The sequence below is a fragment of the Yersinia artesiana genome, assembly GCF_902726545.1.
Taxonomy (GTDB): domain Bacteria; phylum Pseudomonadota; class Gammaproteobacteria; order Enterobacterales; family Enterobacteriaceae; genus Yersinia; species Yersinia artesiana.
This window is the reverse complement of sequence record NZ_CACVAD010000031.1, coordinates 1-20708: the sequence shown is the minus strand read 5'-3', so window position 1 is coordinate 20708 and position 20708 is coordinate 1. Positions and strand designations below refer to the sequence as shown.

Here is a 20708-nt window from a genome sequence, read left to right as displayed (position 1 = left end):
TGAATGAGCAACTGTAAATGATAATGCAGCTTGCGTGCCAAGTTTCAAAAACAAATCCCAACCAATTGATATTAAATTAAAATAAATTATAACCGCGCCTTGCTCCCACCCGAGTTCTGATCAAACCAAGTGATTCAACCACATTCTGTCGCTGTTTCCCGACACCCAGCTCCCGTTAAAATAAAATCCTTATAAATCAAAAATATAAATGTCTCCTTTTTGAGACAGAATCAAGTGTCATTGTCGCAATTTACCGACAAAATAATAAAAATATTTAAAATCAATTAGTTAAATGTGAGGTTTTATTATTTTATTCATTGTCTTTACCACTACCAACCACACCACGCAGTGATACTGTTGAAATTATCATCACGTTATAAATTATGAAATTTTATCACTACGACAAATACCCCATTCTGGATAGAAGGAAAACCCTATAACAAGAAAATAAAAAATTGCATTTTTAATGCAAAAAACAATAACCCACGATACTTAAAAAATGACATCGAGGTCTATATGAACGCGACAAACAAAATACTCGCCGCAGTAACTCTAATTTTTTTAATCAATATCCAGAGCATATATGCCGTAACACATACATTATTAATGTCACCCAACTCGATGCGAGAAGGCATACAGAAAATAGCTCATCTTCATGATGCAGAAGCCCCAGCCTCACCTCAATTTGAGGTGAACGACTTCCAATATAATTATCATCTCACTAATAAGAAAAATTATGTTTCTTTTATCCTAAGCTCAACTGAGTTTGTCAGTTATTATATTTATCTAATAAATGATGACAGCACTATTTTCCATGAAACATCCGGATTTATTAATCAAGATTCAAAAAAGATAGACTTAACCCTGGAGAATATAACTCCCGGAGATTACGATCTGGTTGTAGAAGTTTATAATAGTGAGAAAGTATCAGCTAAAAAGATTTTTCCACTAATATTTAAATAATAGTGAAAACAGCCTAATAAAAGAAAGGGGCATCATCCGATGCCCCTGCTGTCATATTCAAAACAAATTAACTTAGCCCAATTGCTTACGCGCATTACGGAACATACGCATCCACGGGCTATCTTCGCCCCACTCTTCTGGATGCCATGAGTTACTGACAGTGCGGAAAACGCGCTCAGGATGCGGCATCATTACCGTAGCCCGCCCGCTAGCACTGGTTACCGCCGTGATGCCGTTAGCAGAACCATTCGGGTTAGCCGGATACTGCTCGGTCACGACACCGTAGTTATTCACAAAGCGTAACGCCACCAAATTGCTTTGCTCCAGTGTCGCAAGATGCGCGGCATCACGCACTTCAACTCGCCCTTCACCATGTGAAACAGCAATTGGCATCCGTGAACCCGCCATATCCTGCATAAACAGTGATGGGCTGTTTGTCACTTCAACCAGACTGAAACGTGCTTCAAAACGATCAGACAGATTGCGGACAAAACGTGGCCAGTGCTCAGCGCCCGGAATCAGCTCGCGCAGATTAGACATCATCTGACAGCCATTACACACGCCCAATGCCAATGTTTCAGGACGATGGAAGAATGCTTCAAACTCATCACGTACCCGATCATTGAACAAAATAGACTTCGCCCAACCTTCGCCCGCCCCCAGCACGTCACCGTAAGAGAAACCACCGCAAGCCACTAAGGTCTGGAAGGATTGCAAATCAGTACGCCCTGCCAGCAAGTCGCTCATATGCACATCAACTGCATCAAAACCAGCGCGGTGGAAAGCGGCAGCCATCTCGACGTGAGAGTTAACCCCTTGCTCACGTAGCACGGCCACTTTTGGTCGCACTTGCTTGATGATGTAAGGTGCGGCGATATCTTCTGCCGGATCAAAGGTCAGTTTCACATTTAAGCCAGGATCACGTTCATCCTGTTTCGCCTGATGCTCTTGATCGGCGCAATCTGGGTTATCGCGTAACCGCTGCATCTGCCAGGTGGTTTCCGCCCACCATAAGCGCAAGGTACTGCGTTTTTCGCTGTATACCCCATCAGTGCCACTGCGGATGTCAAAAACATCCCCCTCAACAGCGCGGCCCAGATAGTGGGTACAATTCGCCAGACCATGGTCTGCCAGCACTTTTTCCACTGCGGCGCGCTGCTCGGCCTGCACCTGAATAACGGCCCCCAACTCCTCGTTAAACAAGGCAGCCAGCGCATCATCACCCAAGGATTGAATATCGACTTCCACACCACAATGACCAGCAAAAGCCATTTCAGCCAGTGTCACTAACAGGCCGCCGTCAGAGCGGTCGTGATAGGCCAATAAGGCCTGATCAGCAACTAAACGCTGCATCGCGTTGAAGAAACCAGCCAGCTGTTGCACATCGCGCACATCTGCCGGTTTATCCCCTAGCTGGCGATAAACCTGAGTCAACGCCGTAGCACCCAGCGCATTATGGCCCGCGCCCAAATCAATCAGCAGCAGCGCATTATCACCTTTATCGGTGCGCAGCTGTGGCGTCACGGTGTGGCGAACATCTTCGATACGGGCAAAAGCCGTAATCACCAAGGAGAGCGGCGAGGTCATTTCACGCTGCTCGCCACCTTCCTGCCAACGGGTCTTCATCGACATGGAGTCTTTACCCACTGGAATGGTAATTTCCAGTGCAGGACATAACTCTTCACCGACTGCACGTACCGCGTCATACAAACCGGCATCTTCACCGGGGTGACCCGCTGCGGACATCCAGTTAGCCGACAGCTTAATGCGCTTAAGTTCGCCAATTTGAGTCGCCGCAATATTGGTCAAAGCTTCGCCGACGGCCAAGCGAGCAGAAGCGGCGAAATCCAACAAGGCCACTGGCGCACGTTCGCCCAGTGACATAGCTTCGCCATAATAACTGTCCAGACTGGCGCTGGTTACTGCGCAGTCAGCTACCGGAATCTGCCATGGGCCAACCATCTGATCACGGGTTACCATACCAGTTACAGTGCGGTCACCAATGGTTATCAAGAAGGTTTTCTCGGCAACTGTTGGTAAATGCATAACACGTTTCACTGCATCAGCAATGCTGATTTCAGCCCGTTGCAATGCCTCACCTTTCGCCTGTAGACGGGTGACATCACGCAGCATTTTCGGTGTTTTACCCAACAGCACATCCAGCGGCATATCAATCGGCTGATTGTCGAAATGGCGGTCATTCAGGGTCAGATGTTTTTCTTCCGTGGCTTCACCGATAACAGCATATGGCGCGCGTTCACGGCGGCAAATTTCTGCAAATTGTGCCATTTGCGCAGGAGCAACAGCCAGAACATAGCGCTCCTGGGATTCGTTACACCACACTTCCAGCGGGCTCATGCCCGGTTCGTCATTGAGGATATCGCGCAGTTCAAAGCGACCACCACGGCCACCATCGCTCACCAACTCCGGCATGGCGTTGGACAAACCGCCCGCGCCGACATCATGAATAAACAGAATTGGGTTGTGGTCACCCAACTGCCAGCAGCGATCAATCACTTCCTGACAGCGGCGCTCCATTTCCGGGTTATCGCGCTGTACCGAAGCAAAATCCAGATCGGCATCAGATTGACCGGATGTCATGGAAGAAGCAGCACCGCCCCCCAAACCAATATTCATTGATGGGCCGCCAAGCACCACCAGTTTGGCACCGACGGTAATTTCGCCTTTCTGCACATGATTCGCGCGGATATTACCAATTCCGCCCGCTAACATAATCGGCTTATGGTAGCCGCGTAACTCAGTGCCATTATGGCTGTTCACGCGCTCTTCATAGGTACGGAAATAACCCAGCAGTGCCGGACGACCAAATTCATTGTTAAATGCCGCGCCACCCAATGGGCCTTCGGTCATGATGTCCAGCGCCGTCACTATGCGATCCGGCTTACCGAAATTCTCTTCCCACGGCTGTTCAAAACCGGGGATACGCAAGTTAGATACAGAGAACCCCACCAACCCGGCTTTCGGCTTGGCACCACGCCCGGTAGCACCTTCATCACGGATTTCCCCGCCAGAGCCGGTAGCCGCCCCCGGCCACGGCGATATCGCCGTCGGGTGGTTGTGAGTTTCAACTTTCATCAGGATATGTGCCTCTTCCTGATGGTAGCCATAAACACCATTTTCTGGCGCAGCAAAGAAGCGCCCAACCTGAGAACCTTCCATCACCGCGGCATTGTCTTTATAAGCAGACAGCACGTAATCCGGTGTATGTTCAAAGGTGTTTTTGATCATCTTAAACAGCGACTTAGGCTGGTCAACACCATCAATTTTCCAATCCGCATTAAAAATCTTATGGCGGCAATGCTCAGAGTTGGCCTGAGCAAACATATACAGCTCAATATCTGTCGGGTTGCGCCCCAGGCCAGTAAAGGCGGTCAGCAGATAATCAATTTCATCTGGAGCCAGTGCCAGACCTAATTTAATATTGGCCTGCTCCAGTGCACTGCGGCCCTGCGCCAGAATATCCACCCGTTGCACCGGGGCTGGCTGGTGGTGAGAAAACAGTTGCCCGGCTTGCTGCAAATCAGTAAAGACCGTTTCCATCATGCGGTCATGCAGCAGTGCCGATAATTGTTGCCATTGAGATTCAGTCAGGTTCGGGCCTTGTATATAGAAAGCCAGACCGCGCTCGAGGCGCAGCACCTGTGGTAATGCACAATTGTGAGCAATATCTGTTGCTTTGGAAGACCACGGAGAAATAGTGCCTGGCCTTGGGGTAACCAGCAGTAAACGCCCTTGTGGCGCATGTTCGGGGAGAGATGGCCCATACTGTAGCAGCCGCTGGAGTCTGGCGTGTTCGTCAGCACTCAATGGGGCGCTAACATCGGCAAAGTGAACATATTCTGCATAGATATCATCTACTGGCAGATGAGCATCCTGGCAACGGGACAGCAGTTTGGTAATGCGAAAAGCCGACAAAGCGGGCGAACCACGCAGTATTTCCATAATCTAAGTTTCTCTCTCTTCGAAGCGACTGGAACAGCACTTCATTGGGCGCAGCACTCATTGGCGCAAAACAGGGGAAAACGCGCGCCATTATAGTGAATCTGAGCCGCCGACGAAACCGTTTGCGTAGCTATTATTAATAATTGCATCAGAAAGTGTCGTTATCTTAAGAAGGTGAATACGGAATAAATAAGCTCGCAATAAAGTTGCACACTGACGAATTGTTGCGCAAAATGCCACTCCACTGGGGATTTAACCATGTCGATTTCAGCTTCACGACACATCTATAAAGAGCGCTGCCGAGAGATAACTATTTGACGCGCATAAAATTAAATTACTTTGTCATCGGTGTAGTTGCCTTACTTCTGGCCCTTGCACTGTGGCCCAATATTCCTTGGCGTAATGGCCAAGAGGGGCAACTTGACCGTATAAAAGCCCGTGGTGAACTGCGAGTTAGCACAATAAGTTCACCGCTTATCTACACCACCGGAAAGGATGGCCCTTCCGGTCTCGACTATGAGCTGGCAAAACGTTTTGCTGACTATCTGGGGGTTAAGCTGGTGATGACCCCGCGTCATAATATCAACGATCTGTTTGATACTTTAGATAGTGATGATGCAGACATAATTGCTGCCGGGCTGATTTATAACAGTGAACGTCTTAACCGGGCGCGCACTGGCCCTGCCTATTATTCTGTGTCGCAACAATTGGTCTACCGGCTGGGTTCTCCACGACCAAAGTCATTCAGTGATCTGAAAGGGCAACTGATTGTGGCCTCCGGTTCGGCCCATATGACCACATTAAAACAACTTAAACAGACCAAATATCCGGATCTGAACTGGGGGTCGTCTGTCGATCGCTCAGGAAAAGAGTTACTGGAGCAGGTCGCGGATGGCAAACTCGATTATACCCTTGGCGATTCGGTCACCATTGCTCTGCTGCAACGTATCCATCCGCAATTGGCAGTGGCTTTTGATGTCACGGATGAAGAGCCGGTGACCTGGTATTTCCAACAAAACCATGATGACAGCCTGTATGCGGCGATGCTTGATTTCTACAGTGAAATGGTAGAAGACGGCAGTTTGGCGCGTCTGGAGGAAAAATATCTGGGTCATGTCGGCAGTTTTGATTATGTCGATACGAAAACATTCCTGTCCGCCATCGACAATGTTCTACCCTCTTTCCAGCCATTATTTGAAAAACATGCCGGTGAAATCGACTGGAAGTTACTGGCTGCCATCTCTTATCAGGAATCCCATTGGAATCCACAAGCCACCTCCCCCACGGGGGTACGTGGCCTGATGATGCTCACGCGAGCCACCGCAAGTGGTTTGGGCGTCAAAGACCGGGTTGATCCAGAGGAAAGCATTAGAGGCGGTTCGGTTTACTTACAGCGGTTGATGCAAAAGGTACCAGATACCATTCCCGAAGATGAACGAATCTGGTTCGCACTGGCGGCATATAATCTGGGTTACGGCCATATGCTCGATGCCCGCAAGTTGACCAAAAACCAGAATGGCAATCCGGACAGTTGGGTTGACGTCAAAATGCGGCTACCTATGTTGAGTCAAAAGCGCTACTACCCAAGCACCACTTATGGCTATGCTCGCGGTCACGAAGCCTATAACTACGTCGAAAACATCCGCCGCTATCAGGTCAGTCTGGTGGGTTATTTGCAGGAAAAAGAGAAAAAAGCAGCACAGCACGCCGCGATTGAAGCAGAACTCGGCAAAGCTTATCCGGTGGTTGGCCCCGGCTGGTCAATCAATAATTAGAGAGTTTAAGAACTTATCCGCTGTTGAAAAACCTCGAACACTCGATCTTGGCTGGTGAAGACAGGTAGAAGAGTAAAGCGTCCGCGCCAGGGATGGCGCGGCTCGAGCCCCCAGGGATGGGTTTACGGCGTCTTTACGATCTGCCTGTTTTCACCACTGCGGGAAGTTTGTCATTAACCTCTGAGTTTAAAAACTCATTTATCATTTGATTCGCGCATGGTGAGTTTCAGTGCTTTTTGCTGTTCGCGCCGCAGGCGGAAAAACGCACTCAATTGATGAGCACAGGCGTCGGCCAGCACACCCGCCGTTATCTCTATCTGATGGTTCATTCCCGGGTGGCGCAAAATATCGACCAATGATCCTGCTGCGCCGGTTTTCAGATCATTCGCGCCATACACTAACCGGCGGATCCGGCTGTGCACCATCGCTCCGGCACACATCACACACGGCTCCAGAGTGACATATAAAGTGGCATCTATCAGGCGATAATTCTGCACAACTTGCCCCCCCTGACGCAGCGCCATGATTTCAGCATGCGCGGTAGGGTCGTTATCACGAATCGGCCGGTTCCAACCTTCACCAATCACCTGATTATCCAGCACCAATATTGCGCCCACCGGAACTTCACCTTCTGCTTGCGCACGTAGCGCTAATGCCAATGCCCGCTGCATCCAGTATTCATCACTGTATTCCGCTGGCGAATCACATTCAGAAGACAAATTATTATCAGTAGACACATTAACCTCTCTGGCACTTTTGCGGCGTGCATTATACACAGCAATCGACAGCCGCTATACCCACTAAATTCACTATAAAGTAGCTCAATGCATAATGTTCGGTTAATGTTTCGACAGGGTAAGAACCATTCCCGATGTAAATCATAAATAACTCGATATGGAAGCCAAAAATATGAAGCTGAGCAAGAAGAATGCGGCCATTGTACGCAAAGCCCTTGATGGATGGGCCAAAGAAGGCGTTATTCCCGCAGACGAGCATCAGCACTTACTGGGGAAAATTGATATTCAACCTTTCGACTGGCGCAGATTGGCGGGTTACGCCTTTCTGGCAGCACTGGCATCGCTGGTCATCGCCATTGGCAGCTTGATGGCTGATACCTTCCTGCTCGCCTGGATCAGCCAATTTTTCCGTTTTGATCCCCCCGTTCGAGTGGCCGTCACCGGCATATTGGCTGCGGCCTGTTACAGCTGGGGGTTTTACCGCCGCCGACAAGATGCCAGCAAAATCTATAGCAATGAGGCCGTGCTGTTCCTCGGTGTCATTTTTACTGCCGCCGCTATCGGCCAACTTGGCGAATGGCTGGATAACGGCAGTGGCCGCATCTCGGTATTATTGTTGCTTGGCACAGTGATTTACGGGGTGGTTGGCTGGTTTGGGCGCTCACCACTGGTGTGGCTGTTTGCTCTACTGTCACTGGGGAATGCATTTGGCGCAGAAACCGGTTATCTGTCCGGTTGGGGCGCATACTGGTTGGGAATGAGCTACCCTGTTCGCTTTATCGCCTTTGGCTTGCTGCTTTGCGCCAGTGCATTGACACTACAACCGCAGTTGGCTGCACGTCGGCTGGATCGGGTTTCGCAGGCCATGGGGCTGCTTTATCTGTTTATTGCCCTGTGGCTACTGTCTATTTTTGGTAATTACGGCGATATCGACCATTGGTATCAAGTACGCCAAATTGAACTGCTTCATTGGAGTTTATTGTTTGCTCTCGCGGCAGCAGCGGCCATCTGGCTAGGGTTAAAACGCGATGATGCCATGTTACGCGGCTTTGGCCTGACATTTTTGGCCATCAACTTGTATACCCGTTTCTTTGAATTCTTCTGGGATGCAATGCCGAAAACAATTTTCTTCCTGTTGCTCGGCATCAGTTTGTGGTTACTGGGGCGACACGCTGAGCGGATCTGGCGGCTTGGTCATCACGAAAATGATGTGACTCACTAGTGTGATGTGGCGAATAAGCCACTGTGGGCTTTGACACCCATGGTGGCTTAATCCAACTGTTGTAATTCACCGTTCTTACTGACCCGCCAGCGGTGTTCGCAGAAATGCAGCAGCGGGTTATCTTGCTTACTGTCGCTGTAACCACTGTAGAGTTTCAGCGGTGAACCTAAACGCTGTTCTAGCTGCACCACTTTTTCTGGCCCTAAACAGCGCAGTGGCAGCACCCACCCACCATTGCGCCGTACCATGTGGCTACCCACCAGCCGTAAATGATGAATAAAGTCCGAATCGTGATAAACCTGCTCGACCAGCCGTTGTGGCGAACCAGTGATCAGCCATACTTGCGCGTCGCTGCTCCTTAAATATTGACGTAACCGCATCATCACCACTGGAAATTCAGTAACTTTTTGGCGAAACTCATTCACAAAACGCAATTCCAACTCCCTCAGATGAGCTTCACGTCGGCCAAAAGTGATCGCCCACAACAGCAGGCTCATCGGCCAGCGCGCACAACGCCCACCGAGCAATAGCCCCAAACCAATAACAGGCAGTAATGGAATAACTAACAATAGATTCAGTGGCAAATGGCGCAGCAGAAAACGCAAAAAACTGCCAAACATATCTTGCTGATGCAAAGTGCCATCTAAATCAAAGAAGACAATACGTTTGGCACTTGTCGATGGTGGCTCGACTATTGTACTTGCTGGTTCTGCATTCGAAGCCTTGGTCATTGGAATCCCATAAATTTAATCAATTAAAATCTGTTATTACGGTTCAATACAATATCATTTTACTGGCAGCTAAAGGTCCGCGATAACCAACCTTACAATGCCGCCCGCAAATATCCATTATGTTGCTGTAGATCCAAACGAGCTTGCTCAGCACTGACCCCTTTTAGGATCATCAAGATAGCCGGTTTAACTTCAAATTCAGTTTGCGATAAGGCATTTTCCGCCTCGGCACGGCTGGCTCCAGTGGCTTCAACCACAATGCGGCATGCGCGATCGACTAATTTCACATTAGTGGCTTTTACATCCACCATCAGGTTTTGATAGACCTTACCTAACTTCACCATCGCGCCGGTCGATAACATATTCAGGACTAGTTTTTGTGCCGTGCCCGACTTCATCCGGGTGGAACCAGTAAGCGCTTCTGGTCCAACAACCGGCGAAATCGCGATCAGCGCTTCTTGCGCGATAGGAGAATCAGGATTACAGGAAATAGCCGCAGTGGGGCATCCAAGTTGGCGGGCATAACGCAGTGCGCCAATAACATAGGGGGTACGGCCAGAAGCGGCCAGCCCGACCACCATATCTGTTGTGGTCAACTGCAAATCTCGCAAGTCCCGCTCGCCGAGTGATGCATCATCTTCGGCACCTTCCACCGCTTTGAGTAATGCACCGGGGCCTCCGGCAATTAAGCCGATAACCCTACCATGAGGCACACCGAAGGTCGGCGGACATTCCGAGGCATCTAAAACACCAAGCCGCCCACTGGTACCCGCCCCCAGATAGATCAACCGGCCTCCGTCCTGTAAGGCTTTAGCCGCTAAGTCTACCGCCTGAGCAATGTGTGGTAGCACCAAACGAATTGCCTCGGGTACTTTTCTGTCTTCATCATTAATGCGGGTCAACATCTCCAATGTGGAGAGCGTATCCAGATCCATCGTGTCTGGATTGCGACTTTCAGAAATCAAAGCACCCAAGTTCATGATTTTTCCTCATTAGATTTTCTGTTCATAATGATTTCGTTATAACTGAAAATGTATAAAAGTGACTGTTTTCTTGTCCCATTCACCGGACTCGCACAAAAAAAGGGTGCTATGCTCCCTCACTTGGCCCTTTGATTTTATTATTTATGGGTATTATTAACCAACCTGGCAGAATAACCTCCCATATTCAGGAACTGATTTATGAGTAGTCTTCTTCGCATTCGTCAGCTCTATCCAACGCTGGCACAAAATGATCGTAAGTTAGCTGATTTCTTGCTGACCAATCCTGAGCTGGCACGCTACCTCAGTTCTCAAAAATTGGCACAGCAAACCGGCGTTAGCCAATCTGCGGTAGTGAAATTCGCACAAAAGTTAGGCTATAAGGGCTTCCCGGCACTTAAGCAAGCCTTGAGTGAGATGGTGGCGGCTCCTGAGCAAGCCGTCACTCTTCATAACCAAATTTTAAGTACCGACAGTTTAAAAACAGTGGGCGAAAAGTTATTGGCCGAAAAGGCTGCTGCACTACGAGCGACGTTGGATATCAATAGCGAGCAGCGCCTGACTGACGCATTAGATATGCTGCGCTCAGCGCGCCGCGTTATTTTGACGGGCTTGGGGGCCTCTGGTTTAGTGGCGAAAGACCTTGCTTATAAGCTATTGAAGATTGGCGTTATGGCGGTATCCGAAACAGATATGCATGCACAATTAGCGGCGGTGCAGGCTTTGGATTCGCGAGATCTACTATTGGCTATTTCCTTCAGCGGTGAGCGCCGTGAGATTAATTTGGCGGCTGAAGAAGCACAACGATGTGGTGCCAAAGTGTTGGCATTGACCAGTTTTACCCCAAATAGCTTGCAGCAACGGGCTGATCATTGTTTGTACACCATCTCCGAAGAACCAGCCATACGCAGCGCAGCCATTTCATCGAGCACCGCACAATACGCGCTAACTGATCTGCTATTTATGGCAATGATTCAGCAAGACCTTGAAAGTGCGCAAGATCATATTAAGCACAGTGCCGCACTGGTGAAAAAACTGGTCTAAGGATGCCAGAGGGGTATAATCCCCCGCTGTTAAGAATACCGACCTAAGGTAAGAGGAACCATGGCCCTGTTGATCACTCGTAAATGTATTAATTGCGACATGTGCGAGCCAGAATGCCCTAACGAGGCAATTTCTATGGGCGCAGAAATCTATCAAATTGACCCAATGCGCTGTACAGAATGCGTCGGTCATTACGAAACTCCAACCTGTCAGTTGGTTTGCCCTATTGATAATACGATTTCTATCGATCCGGCTTGGGTTGAAACTAACGAACAATTGTGGGACAAATTTGTCCAACTGCATCACGCCGATCGTCTCTGATTTTACGGCTGAATTATCAGTGCCTCCACTGAAGCACTGATAATAAAATCAACTCAAATCCGCACTAAACAAACAGGCTGATCAACAATACCATTGCCAGCCCCACCACTGAGTTAGTCAACTCAAGCAAGCCCCAGGTCTTTAGCGTGTCTTTAATGGACAAGTCGAAATAGCCTTTAAACAGCCAGAATGAAGCATCATTAATGTGGGTAAAGGTATTGGAACCGGCCGCCGTTGCCAGCACCAACAACGCCGGATCGACCGAGGTAATGGTATGTGTCACAGGATCCATAACGGCAGCACCAATAATACCTGCGGCAGTCATTGCCGACACCACACCTTGCCCGGTTGACAGGCGAATAAGCACAGTAATCAGCCAGGCCATGATATAAGGTGACACACCGCCTGCTGACATCAACATGCCGATAGTATCGCCAATACCGGTATCAATGATGACCTGCTTGAGCGCACCACCCGCACCAATGATCAAGATGACCATCGCAATGCCTTTTACTGCCCCCTCAAATGAGTGCATAACCCATTCCATCTTATGACCACGCCCGGTACCGAACAGTACAAAGGCAACCAGCATGGCGATAAACATGGCAATAGGTGATGAACCGAGGAAGTTGAGGATAGTGTACGAGGTTGTCCCTTTCACCAGCCAGATGTTGGCAACGGTGGTAAAAATCATAATAAAAGCAGGGATTAACGGCACCAGGATTGAGGTACTGAACGACGGTAAGTTGTTCTCATCCAGCGGATTCTCTGCTTTCAGGAAGGTTGGCACTGGCCGTTCCAGGTTGCCAAGGAATTTGGGCAAAATCAGCCCGGCACAAATCACCGAAGGGATGGCAACCAAAACGCCGTAGATATAAACCATCCCCATATCAGCACCATACGCACTCACCAATGCAACTGGCCCTGGCTGTGGTGGGAAAAGAGAGTGCGCGGTGGTCGCAGCAGCAACCGCTGGGATTGCCAACTTAAGAAATGGGATCTTAGCTTCAACAGCAATAGCAATGATCAATGGCGCCAGAATGATAAAGGCAACTTCATAGAACATCGCCAGACCAAAGATCAGCCCGATGATAATGACTGCAAATTCAACGTACTTAAGCCCAAACCGGCTCAGCAGTGTCTGGGCTATCTGATGAGCAGCACCAGAGTCGACCATGAGCTTGCCGATAACGGCACCAAATACGACGATTATCGCCAGTTCACCGAGTGTCCCGCCAAACCCCGCTTTAATGGTATGCAGAAGTTTGAGCAAGTCCATCCCGGCGAGAGTTCCCACCAGCAGAGCTGCCAGCAGCAATGCAATCATTGAATTGATCTGATAGCGTATATTCAGCACCAGCATTAAGCCAATACCCAATACCACCCATAGGATATTAATCCATTCCATCTTTTACTTTCCCCAGTAGTTAAACATCAAATTTTGCTGATATCACTGTTGTTATATTGGTCAGGCCAAATTTAGTGATTTTTTATGGCTATAATATCGCCTTAAAACTGGAAATTTTTGTGCCAATTCGTACTCATACGTGCAAATTGTTCATCATATCCAGCCATTTGGTATTACAAGTACCACCAATTGGCTGACCAAATGAAGCATTGGTTAACCAACTTGTCGGGCAGATCGCAAAATTAAGATTTATTCTGGGGAATTTTCACATGCAGGTGGGGTATAAAGCGCGCAGCTTTCAGATGGAAAATGGGGGAATATCGGCGTCATGACCTACCAGCAAGTAGAGTGGGCAACAAAAAGGAGCGGCATTTTCATGCCACCCCTTAAGATCGATTAGCCACGCTCTGGCAGCCAGAGAAATCTTTTAGTTTTCAATAATCACCGTCGCACAAGCATAACGCCGCTCATCAGCCAGAGTCACATGCAAAGATTTGACCCCAAGTTCGGCCGCCAACTCTGCCGCTCGTTGATGCAAACGTAGCGTTGGTTTACCCAATACATCGTTGACCACTTCAAACTGGTTAAATGCCAGACCATTACGGATACCGGTACCGAATGCTTTAGCGGCCGCCTCTTTAACGGCAAAACGTTTGGCTAAAAAACGAATTGGCTGCTGGTGTTGCTGATAATGTTGCCATTCCGCTGGGCTAAGGATGCGCCGGGCCAGCTTTTCACCACTGCGTTCAACTACCGCCTCTATCCGTGAAATCTCAACAATATCAGTACCTAACCCAAGAATAGCCATTAACGACGCGCTTCCCGCATCAATACTTTCATATCGGTCACCGCAGCAGCAAGTCCCGACATAACAGCCTGACCAATGATTGCATGGCCAATATTTAGCTCATGCATTTCCGGCAAGGCGGCTATGGGTTGGACATTGTGATAAGTCAGGCCGTGACCTGCATTAACTTTTAACCCTTTGCTGGCAGCATAGGTCGCCGCTTTAGCGATTCGAACCAGCTCAGCCTGCCGTGCCAAATCTGAAGTAGCATCAGCATAAGCGCCAGTGTGGATTTCAATGTAGGGAGCTCCGACCGCAACAGCAGCATCAATTTGGCGCATATCGGCATCGATAAACAGTGAAACCAGGATACCGGCCTCAGATAGGCGACTCACCGCGACGGTCATTTTATCAATTTGACCGGCAACATCCAGCCCACCTTCGGTCGTCACTTCCTGACGTTTTTCTGGTACTAAACAGCAAAAGTGAGGGTTTATCTCACAGGCAATCCCCACCATTTCATCGGTGACGGCCATTTCCAGATTCATGCGGGTTTGGATGGTTTCACGCAGGATGCGCACATCCCGATCAGTGATATGGCGGCGATCTTCACGTAAATGGACAGTAATGCCGTCGGCACCCGCTTGCTCAGCAATAAAAGCTGCCTGAACAGGATCGGGGTAAATGGTCCCACGTGCATTTCGTAATGTCGCAATGTGATCAATATTAACGCCCAGCAACAAATCAGCCATGACAGCCCTCCAGATATGGATGCATCTTTAATAGGTTAATGAGCATGCAAAAATGCTTGCCAATAAACGTGTAAGTGCCTGGCAGTTTACACCGAGTAGGCGGCCAGCGGATAGGCTACAGCAGGGGAAAATTGATAATGAGCAGTGTAAACCATCGAGCGGTCGGTGCTAGGGTAAGGGTTCAGATGGCGGTTTAATCACAAATTGGCGGAACAGTTCGCGACTTTTGAGCGGTTTTCCCCCCAGGTAGGGCTTCAGCGCAATGCGAGTAAAACGCTTGGCGGCACGCAAGGTATCAGCATCGGGAAACTCACGATTAGCCAGAGCCAATAACTGGCGACCGGTAAAGCTGTAGTGATCAACAACCAAACTGGCAATAAACCCTTTCTCTTCACGATAGCGGTAGGTCATGGTGTCTGACACCGGTTGACCACTGCCAGCGCAATGGAGGAAGTCAACGCCATAGCCAAGATGGGCCAGTATCGCCAATTCAAACTGGCGTAAAGCATATTCAGGTGAACCATCGCTGCCCGCGAGTGACTGTAAGCAATGCAGATAGTCGAAGAATAACGCAGAGTAATTAGTTTGGTGTTCGAGAACCCGTGAGAGCAGCTCGTTAACATATAGGCCGCTGTACAACATTGAGCCGGTCAATGGGAGAGCCAATGAAACCGGCTCGGCACTACGTAATGTTTTGACTTCACCACGCCCGGTCCAGCGAACCAGTAAGGGTGTAAAAGGCTGCAAGCAGCCCTTTAGATTGGAACGACGACCCCGCGCACCTTTTGCCAACACCCGCATGCGGCCCTCCCCTTCAGTGAACAAATCCAGCATTAAACTGGTTTCACTGTAAGGTCGCCCATGCAGGACAAATGCGCGTTGCCAACCTTCCATCGACGAGTCTTATTTCAGATCGTCGGTATAGCCTAAGCTGCGCAATGCACGTTCGTCATCTGCCCAGCCGGATTTCACTTTCACCCACAGCTCAAGATGCACTTTAGCTTCGAACATTTGTTCCATGTCCTGACGGGCTTCGATACCGATGGTTTTGATTTTTGAACCTTTATTACCGATGACCATTTTCTTCTGGCCTTCGCGTTCCACCAAAATCAGACCATGGATGTTATAACCACCGCGCTCATTTGGTACAAACTGTTCAATTTCCACTGTCACAGAGTAAGGCAACTCCTCACCCAGGAAGCGCATCAGCTTCTCACGAATGATCTCTGAGGCCATAAAACGCTGGGAACGATCCGTGATGTAGTCTTCTGGGAAGTGATGTTCAGCCTCCGGCATATGCTTGCGCACGATGCTGGCGATGGTGTCCACATTCATCCCTTTTTCCGCAGAGATAGGAACAACATCCAGGAAATTCATCTGCTGGCTTAAGAACTGGATATGTGGCAACAGCTTAGTTTTATCTGTTACGTTATCGACTTTGTTGATAGCTAATAATACCGGGCATTGCAAACTGCGCAGTTTATTAACCACCATTTCATCGTCAGCAGTCCAGTTCGTCCCTTCAACCACAAAAATAACTAATTCTACATCACCGATAGAGCTGCTGGCCGCGCGATTCATTAAACGGTTAATCGCACGTTTTTCTTCAATATGCAGCCCTGGGGTATCAACATAAATGGCCTGATAAGGCCCTTCAGTGTGGATCCCCATAATACGGTGACGTGTGGTTTGCGGTTTACGTGAAGTGATGGAGATTTTCTGCCCCAGCAATTCATTCAGCAAGGTAGATTTACCCACATTCGGGCGACCTACAATCGCAATAAATCCACAATACGTTTTTTCTACTTCGCTCATTCAAGCTCCAACTGTTTCAGCGCTTGTTCCGCTGCCGCCTGCTCAGCTTTACGGCGACTTGAGCCGGTACCGATTACCGGTTCATTCAAGCCACTCACCTGGCAGTGGATAGTAAATTCCTGATCATGTGCTTCACCACGAACCTGCACAACCAGATAAGAAGGTAATGGCAGATGACGGCCCTGCAAATATTCTTGCAGGCGCGTTTTTGGGTCTTTCTGCTTATCACCAGGGCTGATTTCTTCTAATCGACTGTGATACCAGGCGAGAATCAGCCGTTCAATCGTATGAATATCGCTGTCTAAGAATATACCGCCGATTAGCGCTTCGACTGTATCTGCCAAAATTGATTCACGGCGGAAACCACCACTTTTCAATTCACCCGGCCCAAGGCGTAAACACTCACCGAGGTCAAACTCACGGGCCATTTCGGCTAGCGTATTACCTCTAACCAAGGTTGCTCGCATCCGACTCATATCCCCTTCATCAACACGAGGGAAACGGCGGTACAACTCATTGGCAATAACGAAACTTAATATAGAGTCACCCAGGAACTCCAAACGCTCGTTATGTTTGCTACTGGCGCTACGATGAGTCAGTGCTTGCAGCAAGAGCTCCTGCTGTTGAAAAGTGTAGCCCAGCTTCCGCTGTAGCCTATTTATTACGATGGGGTTCATGAGTTACCAATAGATCAAGAATGCGTCAAAAACTACAGCAGACGGAACAGGTCTGATCGGCCAATATTACCAAGACAAAACTGTTTCGTTTGCAGTGGCCCCCATAAAAGAGCCAACTTTTATCGCTCGAAAGGTTATTCTACAACGAGTGGAAATATAATGCTGCGTTTAAATACCCTGCGGGCTTGAAGTGACAGCGGTATTCAGTGCCGCTGCCACCCCGATGACTCAAGGTAGAGCCAGTATTAATGTATTCCACCAATACGGCTTAAACGCACACCCGTTGGCCACTCACCTTCTTGCTTTTCAAAACTCATCCAAATAGCAGTGGCTTTGCCGACCAGATTACGTTCTGGCACAAAACCCCAGTAACGGCTATCAGCGCTATTATCCCGGTTATCACCCATCATAAAGTAATGACCTTCTGGAACAACCCATACACCTAACGGCTGATTAGGTTGCTGATAATAAGCACCTAGCTGCTCCTGGCGCCCAGGAACGGTCAAAATCTGGTGTGCAACCGGGCCGAGGGTTTCGGTACGCTCTCTCAAACGCACACCACCATCAGGTACCGCCTGATTTAGCGGAATTTGGAAGAAACCGGCAGAAGCCTCACCATTACCGCTATAACGGAATGTTTGTACGAAATCACTCGGCTCAGATGCACTGTAAGTAATCGGCAATGCGCTATCACAAGAAGCGCCGGTATTACATGCTGGCTGAACCGTCACTTCTTTGCTGATTGGATTATAACTTACGCGGTCACCCGGTAAACCCACCACGCGCTTGATATAGTCCAAACGAGGATCTAACGGATATTTAAACACGGCAATATCACCGCGTTTCGGCTGTCCGGTAGGAATCAGCGTAGTTTGAGTAATCGGGTCTTTAATACCGTAAGCAAATTTCTCTACCAGAATGAAATCACCGATCAATAACGTGGGCATCATCGAACCAGAAGGAATCTGGAAGGGTTCGTAAATAAACGAACGCACGATAAAGACCAGAGCTAACACCGGGAAGACTGAAGCACAAGTCTCTATCCAGCCCGGCTGTTTTGCCGCCGGAGCCAGAGTCTTGTTATCAACAGCACTCCCGGTTTGCGCCTTGATAGCCGCAGTTTGCGCATTAACAGCCGCAATTTTTGCCTGACGGGCCGGCCCCCATTTAAACCGCTCGAAGCACCAGATAACCCCTGTCACCAGCGTTGCTATCGCTAAAATCAAGGCAAACATGTTAGCCATCAAAACTCCTTATTTACTGTCTTTTCCGACGTGCAGAATAGCCAGGAAAGCCTCTTGCGGTAATTCAACGTTACCGACCTGCTTCATACGTTTTTTACCGTCTTTCTGTTTCTGCAGAAGTTTCTTCTTACGACTAACGTCGCCGCCATAACACTTCGCCAGTACGTTTTTACGTAACTGTTTCACAGTCGAACGAGCAATGATGTGGTTGCCGATAGCGGCCTGAATCGCAATGTCAAATTGCTGGCGCGGGATCAGTTCTTTCATTTTCTCAACCAGATCACGACCACGGTACTGTGCGTTATCACGGTGAGTGATAAGCGCTAAGGCATCCACCCGCTCGTTGTTGATTAATACATCAACACGCACCATGTCGGAAGTCTGGAAACGTTTAAAATTGTAATCTAATGATGCATAACCACGAGATGTCGATTTCAGACGGTCGAAGAAATCAAGAACCACTTCCGCCATTGGAATTTCATAGGTTAGTGCCACTTGGTTACCGTGGTAAACCATGTTGGTCTGCATGCCGCGCTTTTCAATACACAATGTAATGACGTTACCCAGATATTCCTGTGGCAACAACATATGGCATTCGGCAATAGGTTCGCGCAGTTCTTCAATATTATTTAGAGCAGGCAGTTTGGAAGGGCTATCAACATAGACCGTTTCCTGAGCAGTAGTAATCACTTCGTACACCACCGTGGGGGCCGTCGTGATAAGCTCCAGATCGTACTCGCGCTCCAAACGCTCCTGGATGATTTCCATATGCAGCAAGCCAAGGAAGCCACAGCGGAAACCAAAACCCAATGCAGTTGAACTTTCTGGCTCATAGAACAAAGAGGCGTCATTCAGACTCAACTTGCCCAGCGCATCGCGGAAAGCCTCATAGTCATCGGAGCTAATCGGGAACAGTCCTGCATAAACCTGTGGTTTAACTTTCTTAAAACCAGGTAATGACTTTTCAGCCGGGTTACGAGCCAATGTCAAGGTATCGCCGACTGGCGCGCCAAGAATGTCTTTTATCGCACAAACCAACCAGCCTACTTCGCCGCAATTTAGCACATCACGATCAACACGTTTTGGTGTAAAAATCCCCAAACGGTCGGCGTTGTAGGTCTGACCAGTACTCATGACCTTAATTTTATCGCCTTTGCGCAACGAACCATTCTTGATACGGATTAATGACACAACGCCCAGATAGTTATCAAACCAGGAGTCAATAATCAGCGCCTGCAATGGGCCGTCCGGATCGCCCTGAGGCGGTGGAATATCGCGCACCAGCCGTTCAAGAATATCAGGTACACCTACGCCGGTTTTTGCCGAGCAACGCACAGCATCAGTTGCATCAATACCAACAATGTCTTCGATTTCTTCAGCAACACGCTCAGGGTCTGCAGCAGGTAAATCGATTTTATTCAGAACTGGAACCACTTCCAGATTCATTTCCATCGCGGTATAGCAGTTTGCCAGCGTCTGAGCTTCAACGCCCTGCCCTGCATCTACGACCAATAGAGCCCCTTCACAAGCCGCCAACGAGCGGGAAACTTCATAAGAGAAGTCAACGTGACCAGGGGTATCGATAAAGTTGAGTTGATAGGTTTGACCATCTTTCGCGTGATAATCAAGTGTCACACTCTGTGCCTTGATGGTAATACCACGCTCACGCTCCAGATCCATGGAATCCAGCACTTGAGCCGCCATTTCACGCTCAGATAAACCACCACAAATCTGGATAATGCGATCCGATAGTGTCGACTTACCGTGGTCAATATGGGCAATAATAGAAAAGTTTCTTATGTGCTTCATTTATATGAATTTTTCTCTAGTCGTTGTCTTTAATTAATTATTGGTGGACACAGCGATGGACTCAAACCCAAAACTACCCACATAAATATGCACGCATCTTACACTGTAAGTCAGCCTCGTGAAAGGCATCACACTTAGCTTGTTACCTGATTTATGCTGTAAAAAGGTGCCAGCACCTTTCAGCTAACCACTATCGTCAAGATGAAATCCTGATTTAACAACTCATTGTATTTCTATTTCCACAGAATAAATATTAATCAAACCACTTTAGGAAAATGCTCATTTATCCTATAGATAAATAGCCTAGAGTATTAATATGACTGTGTAATATAACCAAGTGAAATATCCTCTTGGCGGCTGGAAGGCGAATATTATGATTGACGAAGGAAAAATACTTAGCCGCCATGAGTTGAGGAATAAAAACTCAAAACTAACCATTGGTATAATAATAATTTCATTAGGATTAAGCTTCGTAATAAT

General features: G+C 48.5%; 17 protein-coding genes. 5 read left to right on the top strand and 12 right to left on the bottom strand.

What is annotated here, in order from left to right:
• Positions 1-516: 516 nt before the first annotated feature.
• The gene (locus tag HU019_RS12120) at positions 517-963 is read left to right on the top strand and encodes a hypothetical protein (protein WP_174848515.1); all 447 of its coding nucleotides are present in this window, start codon (positions 517-519) and stop codon (positions 961-963) included.
• A 72-nt stretch (positions 964-1035) separates the two neighbouring features.
• Here HU019_RS12120 and purL read toward each other — a convergent pair whose 3' ends face one another.
• Positions 1036-4926 carry a phosphoribosylformylglycinamidine synthase gene (gene purL / locus HU019_RS12115; RefSeq protein ID WP_174848514.1) on the bottom strand — a complete coding sequence of 1297 codons (3891 nt, stop codon included), beginning with the start codon at positions 4924-4926 and terminating at the stop codon, positions 1036-1038.
• Between the two features lie 314 nt (positions 4927-5240).
• Here purL and mltF point away from each other — a divergent pair, with 314 nt between their 5' ends.
• A complete protein-coding gene (gene mltF / locus HU019_RS12110) occupies positions 5241-6701 on the top strand; it encodes a membrane-bound lytic murein transglycosylase MltF (protein ID WP_174848513.1) in 1461 nt (486 codons plus the stop codon).
• A gap of 194 nt (positions 6702-6895) precedes the next feature.
• Here the strand turns inward: mltF and tadA are convergent, their stop codons facing one another.
• Positions 6896-7477 carry a tRNA adenosine(34) deaminase TadA gene (gene tadA / locus HU019_RS12105; protein ID WP_050076418.1) on the bottom strand — a complete coding sequence of 194 codons (582 nt, stop codon included), beginning with the start codon at positions 7475-7477 and terminating at the stop codon, positions 6896-6898.
• Between the two features lie 133 nt (positions 7478-7610).
• On the opposite strand from tadA, the gene HU019_RS12100 reads away from it, so the two are divergent.
• Positions 7611-8660: a DUF2157 domain-containing protein gene (locus HU019_RS12100; protein ID WP_174848512.1), complete on the top strand. Its 1050-nt coding sequence runs from the start codon at positions 7611-7613 to the stop codon at positions 8658-8660.
• A gap of 47 nt (positions 8661-8707) precedes the next feature.
• Here the strand turns inward: HU019_RS12100 and yfhb are convergent, their stop codons facing one another.
• Together yfhb and murQ are read right to left on the bottom strand one after the other, a co-directional pair.
• On the bottom strand, positions 8708-9391 hold the full coding sequence (yfhb, locus tag HU019_RS12095; RefSeq protein ID WP_174848511.1) for a phosphatidylglycerophosphatase C: 684 nt from the start codon (positions 9389-9391) through the stop codon (positions 8708-8710).
• 92 nt (positions 9392-9483) lie between these two features.
• Positions 9484-10371: an N-acetylmuramic acid 6-phosphate etherase gene (murQ, locus tag HU019_RS12090; RefSeq protein WP_174848510.1), complete on the bottom strand. Its 888-nt coding sequence runs from the start codon at positions 10369-10371 to the stop codon at positions 9484-9486.
• A 201-nt stretch (positions 10372-10572) separates the two neighbouring features.
• Here murQ and HU019_RS12085 point away from each other — a divergent pair, with 201 nt between their 5' ends.
• Together HU019_RS12085 and HU019_RS12080 are read left to right on the top strand one after the other, a co-directional pair.
• Positions 10573-11415, top strand: a complete 843-nt coding sequence (locus HU019_RS12085) for a MurR/RpiR family transcriptional regulator (RefSeq protein ID WP_174848509.1) — start codon at positions 10573-10575, stop codon at positions 11413-11415.
• A 60-nt stretch (positions 11416-11475) separates the two neighbouring features.
• Entirely contained in the window at positions 11476-11736 is a 261-nt protein-coding gene (locus tag HU019_RS12080) for a YfhL family 4Fe-4S dicluster ferredoxin (protein WP_025379234.1), read from the top strand.
• 64 nt (positions 11737-11800) lie between these two features.
• On the opposite strand, the gene gntP is transcribed toward HU019_RS12080, so the two are convergent.
• The 8 genes from gntP to lepA all read right to left on the bottom strand — a co-directional run bounded on the left by gntP (position 11801) and on the right by lepA (position 20228).
• A complete protein-coding gene (gene gntP / locus HU019_RS12075) occupies positions 11801-13144 on the bottom strand; it encodes a gluconate permease GntP (protein WP_174848508.1) in 1344 nt (447 codons plus the stop codon).
• A 427-nt stretch (positions 13145-13571) separates the two neighbouring features.
• On the bottom strand, positions 13572-13952 hold the full coding sequence (gene acpS, locus HU019_RS12070) for a holo-ACP synthase (RefSeq protein ID WP_174848507.1): 381 nt from the start codon (positions 13950-13952) through the stop codon (positions 13572-13574).
• Positions 13952-14683 (bottom strand): pyridoxine 5'-phosphate synthase, encoded by a 732-nt coding sequence (gene pdxJ / locus HU019_RS12065; protein ID WP_050076431.1) that lies wholly within the window; start codon positions 14681-14683, stop codon positions 13952-13954. Before pdxJ ends, acpS begins: the two co-directional genes overlap by 1 nt.
• 168 nt (positions 14684-14851) lie before the next feature.
• Complete coding sequence (gene recO, locus HU019_RS12060) at positions 14852-15577, bottom strand: DNA repair protein RecO (RefSeq protein ID WP_005172741.1); 726 nt, start codon at positions 15575-15577, stop codon at positions 14852-14854.
• A 9-nt stretch (positions 15578-15586) separates the two neighbouring features.
• Entirely contained in the window at positions 15587-16498 is a 912-nt protein-coding gene (era, locus tag HU019_RS12055; protein WP_174848506.1) for a GTPase Era, read from the bottom strand.
• Positions 16495-17175 (bottom strand): ribonuclease III, encoded by a 681-nt coding sequence (gene rnc / locus HU019_RS12050; RefSeq protein ID WP_005172746.1) that lies wholly within the window; start codon positions 17173-17175, stop codon positions 16495-16497. Before rnc ends, era begins: the two co-directional genes overlap by 4 nt.
• 245 nt (positions 17176-17420) lie before the next feature.
• Complete coding sequence (gene lepB, locus HU019_RS12045) at positions 17421-18419, bottom strand: signal peptidase I (protein ID WP_174848505.1); 999 nt, start codon at positions 18417-18419, stop codon at positions 17421-17423.
• A gap of 9 nt (positions 18420-18428) precedes the next feature.
• Positions 18429-20228 carry a translation elongation factor 4 gene (gene lepA / locus HU019_RS12040; RefSeq protein ID WP_174848504.1) on the bottom strand — a complete coding sequence of 600 codons (1800 nt, stop codon included), beginning with the start codon at positions 20226-20228 and terminating at the stop codon, positions 18429-18431.
• Positions 20229-20708: the final 480 nt, after the last annotated feature.